The following is a 6,745-nucleotide window of genomic DNA, read 5'->3' as shown; positions in this document are numbered from 1 at the left end:
TGTTTCTTTTCCATAAAAAAGAGCAGCCGGCATGATTTTACCCATTGTTCCAGAATAAATATATGATTTAGAATCGCCAGGCTTCTGTGAAAAGGAAGGTTCGCCATTTAAAAACAGTTTATAAAAAAGGTCATATTCATCCCGCATTTGGACAAGTCCCGAAACTGCCGCTCTCATTCCTGAAGAATTTACTTCTTCGTCAGGAACGGTAAGGAGGATAAGATTAATAGGCCATTGTTCGAAAATAGCTTTTTCTATTATTGACATATGAAGGGCAAGCCCCATTTTCATATCCATTGTTCCTCTGCCAAACAAATATTCTCCTGATTCAAGATCATCACATGCTTCATTTGGCAACTCGGCTTTTCGCGTACGAAGTGCCTTCGTGAGTTCTTCCGGGTAAAATGCAAGAGGTTCTAAATCACCATATTCTTCAGTTTGGACCGTATCAAAATGGCTTATCAATACAACGGTATCTTTTACCTTTGGATTTCTGTAAAAGGCTGTGACATAGTTTCTCCCCAGGTCCACTTCATGAAGGGATACGTAATTAGGATTTTGTTGGAAGTATTCAATTTCGTATAATTTATCTCTCAATCTATACGCAAAATTCCGTTCTCCATCTGTGAGTGTCCGGCTGTCCCAACTAACAAGTTCACATAACAGATTTCGAAGTGTTTCTTTTGATCCCCATAATAAATGGCTCATTAAATATCACCTCTTTCAATTTAAATAAAATCTGGAATTTATTTTTTTCAAGGTTTGAAAACTTATCCCTTTAATTTGGATTAAAAACGCAGGGACAAGCAGCTAAGGCCTCCATCTTGTTTTTGAAACTCTGTCATCTCTAATTCAATTGTTTTATAGCCTGCCTCTTCAATTTGTCGCTTTGTCTTCTCATATCCTTTCGGTATGATAAGGGAACCATTTACTAAAATGYAGTTAGCGGTGTATTCTTCTTCTTCTTCTGGAACGATAATTTTTTTATATTGATCAAATTCAGGATGATTAATAAATTCGCCTGCAACAATAATAGCGTTGTTACCAAGGTAAGCAATGCCTGTTTTTAAATGGAAAAATTTCTGCAGTGGAACAATCGTTGCTTGATAACCTTCTGATTCTACTATTTCTTTTAGTTGGCGTGGTCCTTCCTCGTTTGTACGTTCAGAAATACCAATATAGAAATGATTTTCAATTTGAAGAATATCCCCTCCATCTAATGTTCCAGGTGTTTTTATGTAGTTGAATTTTTCATAAAAATCCTTTAACACAGATTCTATTTCTACTATTTCTCCATTCCTTGTATCTGCTCCCGGGCTCGTAATAACAGCGAATTCTGGAGTTAAGACCGCTGCATCTTCAACAAATGTTGAATCAGGAAATTCTTCACTTTTTGCAAACATGTAACGGAGACACCACAGCTTTTCAAAGCCTCTACATAACTTTCATGCTGTTTTAGTAATAACTCATAATCCGGAGTTCCTAAATTGGATGTTGTTAGTCCATTTACATAACTTTTGCTTGGTAATTTTACAATTACATTTTTGTACATTGATAATTCCCCCTCACTCTTTCCTTAAATGTTCTTGACTGATAGATGCTTCTCTTGGATGTTTAATAATTACTCGTTTTATGGGCTTATTCATAGATGAACGATAAATTATAATCTCCTCCTTTTCCGCATAATGGAATTATATTTCTTAAAATGGAAATTTTATTAAATTATAAATTTTAAAATGGTATAATGTCAATATATTAAGAATTTTCTGAAATCATCCCTTAAAGAATGGTGGTATATACATGCAAACAATTGATAGGGCTATGAATGTAGTTAAAATGCTGGTATCTAAATCATCAGAAAACGGTTTATCTATTACAGAACTCTCTCAGGAATGTGATCTTCCGATTGGTTCCATTCATCGTGTATTAAAAGCCATGAGTAAGCACGGTTTAATTAAGCAGGATGAGCAATCTAAACGATACGGATTAGGAGATATTTGGATGGAATATGGCCTAAAAATGTATGACACATTGGATTATATTAGTATAATAAGGCCAGAATTAGAAAGGCTTATGCATAAAGTAGAGGAAAGCGTATTTCTTTACCGTCCGATGGGATTGGAATCCCTTATTATTGAACGGATTGATAGTGAAAGAAATCCTATTCGAGTCTATGATCAACTTGGTTCACGGATACCCTTTCATGTCGGTGCTGCCAATAAGGTGATGCTTGCCTACATGCCAGAAAAACAGGCAAAAAAAGTTATTGATACCCTTTTACCTGAAAAGGAAAAAATAGAGTTTTTAGAAGTTTTAAAGGATATGAATTCCAAAGGATATGGGATTAGTCACAGTGAAAGAACTGAAGGGACGTCTTCCGTCGCTGCCCCAATTTTGAATTTTTTTGGAGAAGTGTCAGGTGCCATAAGTATTGGTTTTGTAAGTTTTAATTTGACACCTGAAAGACTCAATATCCTCGTTAAAAATGTGTTGGAAACGAGTCAAAGCATGTCTGCAAAATTGGGATATAACGGGTCTGAACATACGAAGGCAATGAATCGTTCTTTCTAAATCATGGTATTTTATTTAAAGAAGTAAGTAATCGAGGAGTATAAAGAAAAAATACAAAAAAATTATTTCAGGCTACTTTATCTCTGTTTTCTTGAGACTGAAGTAGTCTAATTTCATTGGTATGCTTTTTATTTCATTTTACCTGATTGTTACTTCGCATCTCTCTAAAGTTCCCCCTTTTAGACTGACACTAGGTTGTCCTCTAACAACAGACCAACAGGATATATTTATAGTTTAAATCGTTTTCAGATTGTGAACTTTATGTCATAACTTTTTATTTTTTTCAATCACCATTCTTCATACTTCAAACATATAATATATACAAAGGAAAAACCGGGGGTATCAACATGCAAGACAATTTACATGGATCGCAAATGAATGAGGTTGAAAAGTTTGATGAATGGGTGAAAAAGTTTTTTCTGGACCCGGAAACAAGTGCGTTGGATCATCAACTATTTTCAATTGATATATACGAAAGTGAAGATGAGTATATGGTGGAAGCGGTTTTAGAAAATCATGATGTTAAAGATATTAAAGTATGCCTAAGTGATAATGAGTTATCGATCATCGTTGACGATAATCATAAACCCTTTCTTGAAAATAAAGCGGATACATTACCCACACAGAGGAAAATCCCCTTCCCCTTTTCAATTTGCTCACGTAGGATTACCGCGGAATTTTCAAATCCGTTATTGGTGATTCGCATCCATAAGTTTTCCCCCGGAAAAACAGCTGACGATATTAATATTGAGTAGTTTTCTTTCTTCATAATAAAAAGAATGGCTAAGGAAGCTGCCTGCTTCCTTAGCCATTCTTTTTTTATCTTGATTAGCCCGCAAAGTAAAATGAAGTTCGACTTCCTTTTTGTGTAGAAATGACTTGAAGCTGGGCATCGATTCGTTCCTTTAATTCTGGAACGTGAGAAATTATGCCAACCAATCTTCCGGTGCTCTGTATATCCATTAATGCTTCAATCGCATGGTCGAGTGATTCAGGGTCAAGCGTACCGAAACCTTCATCAATGAACATGGTCTCAAGTGATATGCCACCTGCATTCTGCTGGACAACATCAGCAAGCCCTAGAGCAAGTGCAAGCGACGCCTTAAAGCTTTCGCCTCCTGAAAGCGTTTTGACATGCCGTTCCTGGCCCGTATATTGATCATATACAGATAACTCCAGACCGCTTTGAATATTCCTTCGCGTTGGGTCCAGTTTCCGTAAAAGCTGATAACGACCGCTAGTCATCTTCAACAATCTTAGATTGGCTTCTTTTAGGATATCATCTAAAAAGGCCGCCAATACATACCGTTCAAAAGTAATACGGAAGGAGTTTTGACCTTTAGAAATCTCGGACAGATGACCAACGATACTGTACCTTTCATCTAGACTTTTCTGCTCTTCCCTAATTAGCTCCAGTTTTCGTTCAATTTCTTCGTTTATTTGCTTGTCAGCCAGTAATTCATTCTGATTTCTGCGTAACAATTCCAATTCACGATCTATGAATTCAAAAGTCTTTTTCAACCCTTCAAGGTCCGGCTTGACCACATCTTTTAATTTCATTTCCAAATCATGAAATAGACTTAGAACGCTTTGCCAACTTTGATTGTATTGCAGAACTTGACTCTCTATATATTCGAGAGCCGATTCTGACTTTTTGGCTGTTGTATATTCTTTATAATTGGCAAATCCTTGTTTGGTCATATCCGTAATCAACTTTTCCCGTTCCTCTGTTAATTCACGATTTAAGGCTTTTATATTTCCAGTTAGTGATTCTTTTTTCGCATTGATGCCCGACTCTTTTTCTTTAACCATTTGAAGATTTTTTCGTGCTTCTTCTAATGCAATTTGTAAACGTTTCTGCGTTTTGACGGCCGCTTGATATGCTGCATTATATTCTTCCTCAGTCCTGATTCCTTCTGGCATAGAATCGGTTAATCCTTTAAGCTTTGTAGAATTTTCAATATACCTGGTTTTGACTTGATCTTCTACTTCTTCTAAAGATATTCTATTCGCTTTTAGGTGGACTGCTTTCTCTTTTAATTCAAGCAACCTTCTTTCCAATTCACTAAACGCGGCCTTCTTAAGCCTCAATATCCGTAACTTTTCTTGCAGCTCTTTTCCTTTTTGCTCGAACTGATTCAAGTAAGCATCAATTTGATCTARAGAAAGCTGTGGCAAACCCTGTTGTAAGTCAGCCAATTTTTCTTGAGAGGACTCTATTAGTGCATTGAACTTAGATTCCGCTTGATAATATTCACTTTCAGCTTGACTTTTTTGTTGATCTGCAGACTTCAGATTGTTTTCCTGCTGTTTTAATTCCATATCCGCTGGCATCTCATCATGCATTTTGGCGGGTTTAGGATGACTCACCGATCCGCACACAGGACAATTTTCACCAGTGTGCAACATGGACGCTAGCATCCCTGCTTGACCAGCGCGCCACTTTTCATTAAGAGCCTCTAGTTTTTCCTTTTCCTGAAGCTGAATTTTAAGAAGCTCTTGGTACCGGTTATTCTTTTCATCTAACACCCGCTTTGTGCCCTGTGATTCTGAAAGAACATCTTGAAGCTTTTTCATTTCTAATAACAAATGCTGATTTTTTTCGACTTCTCTTTCCATATCACTATAAAGAAAGGCTGCATTTTCCGCTTCTGATTTTTCAAGACCAACTTTTTCTGCTTCCGCTTCAATTGCACTATGCTCTGATACATTTTTTTCACGAAGCTGCTTACTAGTCTGCCACTCTTTTTCATCTAAAAGAACTTGCGCTTTTAAACTCGCATATGTCATCACAGCATCTTTTACCTGCTCAAGTTGATGCACATTTCGAACCGCCCGTTCCCTTTCGTCTTCCTTCAATAATTCCTGTTCATAGGAATCTTGTTTCTTAATCCGCTCATCCATTAACTTCTCTTCCTGCTCACTTAATTTTTGAAGTTCTGTAGTTACATCTTGTACTTGTTTACCAATTCGCAAATAATATTGCTCTTGCTTTTCTAGAGAAGCCGCTTTGTGCGCCATTTTAATTTGTTCTTTTACTTCATCTATTTCAGGTTTTTTCGCTTCAAGGATCTCTTTTTCCCTTCTCAGCCTTTCTTTTTCAGTAAACCTATTTAACAAATCCACCGCTTTTGAAAGCTCTTGGTTAACTTGATCTCGAGCTTCTTGCTTTTCCTGTATTTGCTTGCTAACATACTGACTTCTTTCTGTTGCTGCCGAAATAACAGAATGTAAGAGCGGCAAAATCTGTTGTTCATTTGGCTCTTCTGCCTCCAAATGTTCCTGCAGTCCTTCATGATTACCCGGCTTGATTCCTTTCATTAATTCAATTCGCCGCTGTGCACTTCTTTCACTTTTCTTTTTAAGAATTGAAGCTTCTTCTTTTAATTTTTCTTCTATTCGTTTATAAAGTTCGGTATGAAATAATTTCTGAAGTATCTGTTCTTTATCCTTACTGTCGGATGTTAACAGTTTTCTAAATTCATTCTGAGGAATCATCAGAATTTGCCGAAACTGATTGGCATCAAGTCCAATAAGTAATTTGATTTTCTCTTCAACCTCGCGTACATTGGCACCTAGCAGTTTTTTTCCTTCTGGCAACAGCTCATATAATTCAGCTTTCGCACCAACTGTCGTCGTGCCATCGCCCGATTTCTTCTTTCGTTCCTGTTGTGGTGAACGAGTTACCAAATATGTTTTTCCACGCAGTGTAAATTGTAGCGAGACTTCCGTCAACATATCATCTTCGGCAAATTGACTTCGTAAATCTTGCCCACTTCGATCTTCACCACTTGCTTTTCCATATATCGCAAAGCTAATCCCGTCAAAAATCGTTGTTTTCCCTGCACCCGTCTTTCCAGAAATGACAAACATAGTTCTTTCTCCTAGGGTATTAAAATCAATAGTTTCTCTTCCGGCATATGGGCCGAATGCCTGCATCGTTAAAATATGAGGTCTCATTTTAAAGCCTCCTCTTTCTTCACAGCTTCAATTACCGAAACCATCAAATCTTGCTTTTGAGAATCAAAGTCTCGATCTGTCATCTCTTGGTAAAACGTTTCAAACAAATCCAATTCGGACTTTCGTTCATCCTTTACAGAAGAAAAGGATTTTTTTCTTCTCAGGTCAGCCAAATCCCATTTCCGCTCTAGGTGAAGTACGTTCGGGTAGACCT

Annotated in this window: 4 protein-coding genes and 2 pseudogenes; 2 read left to right on the top strand and 4 right to left on the bottom strand. The window is 37.0% G+C overall.

Features of this window, described 5'->3' with window-relative positions; all coding sequences use genetic code 11:
- Together AC1DUW_RS18215 and AC1DUW_RS18210 are read right to left on the bottom strand one after the other, a co-directional pair.
- A partial coding sequence (locus AC1DUW_RS18215) for a M20/M25/M40 family metallo-hydrolase (RefSeq protein WP_477643136.1) occupies positions 1 to 708 on the bottom strand: 708 nt, incomplete at its 3' end.
- 80 nt (positions 709 to 788) lie between these two features.
- Positions 789 to 1,552: pseudogene (locus AC1DUW_RS18210) on the bottom strand (dimethylarginine dimethylaminohydrolase family protein).
- A 248-nt stretch (positions 1,553 to 1,800) separates the two neighbouring features.
- On the opposite strand from AC1DUW_RS18210, the gene AC1DUW_RS18205 reads away from it, so the two are divergent.
- On the top strand, positions 1,801 to 2,571 hold the full coding sequence (locus AC1DUW_RS18205; protein WP_053345534.1) for an IclR family transcriptional regulator: 771 nt from the start codon (positions 1,801 to 1,803) through the stop codon (positions 2,569 to 2,571).
- Between the two features lie 347 nt (positions 2,572 to 2,918).
- On the top strand, positions 2,919 to 3,326 hold the full coding sequence (locus AC1DUW_RS18200; protein WP_053345533.1) for an Hsp20/alpha crystallin family protein: 408 nt from the start codon (positions 2,919 to 2,921) through the stop codon (positions 3,324 to 3,326).
- 73 nt (positions 3,327 to 3,399) lie between these two features.
- Here AC1DUW_RS18200 and AC1DUW_RS18195 read toward each other — a convergent pair whose 3' ends face one another.
- Positions 3,400 to 6,531 carry an AAA family ATPase gene (locus AC1DUW_RS18195; protein ID WP_053345532.1) on the bottom strand — a complete coding sequence of 1,044 codons (3,132 nt, stop codon included), beginning with the start codon at positions 6,529 to 6,531 and terminating at the stop codon, positions 3,400 to 3,402.
- Positions 6,528 to 6,745, bottom strand: a pseudogene (locus AC1DUW_RS18190) (exonuclease SbcCD subunit D); the annotation flags it as partial. The gene AC1DUW_RS18195 and the pseudogene AC1DUW_RS18190, both read right to left, overlap by 4 nt.

Source organism: Peribacillus sp. P4_C12, from assembly GCF_056402095.1.
The sequence above is the reverse complement of the archived record's forward strand: the minus strand, read 5'-3'. Positions and strand labels throughout refer to the sequence as shown.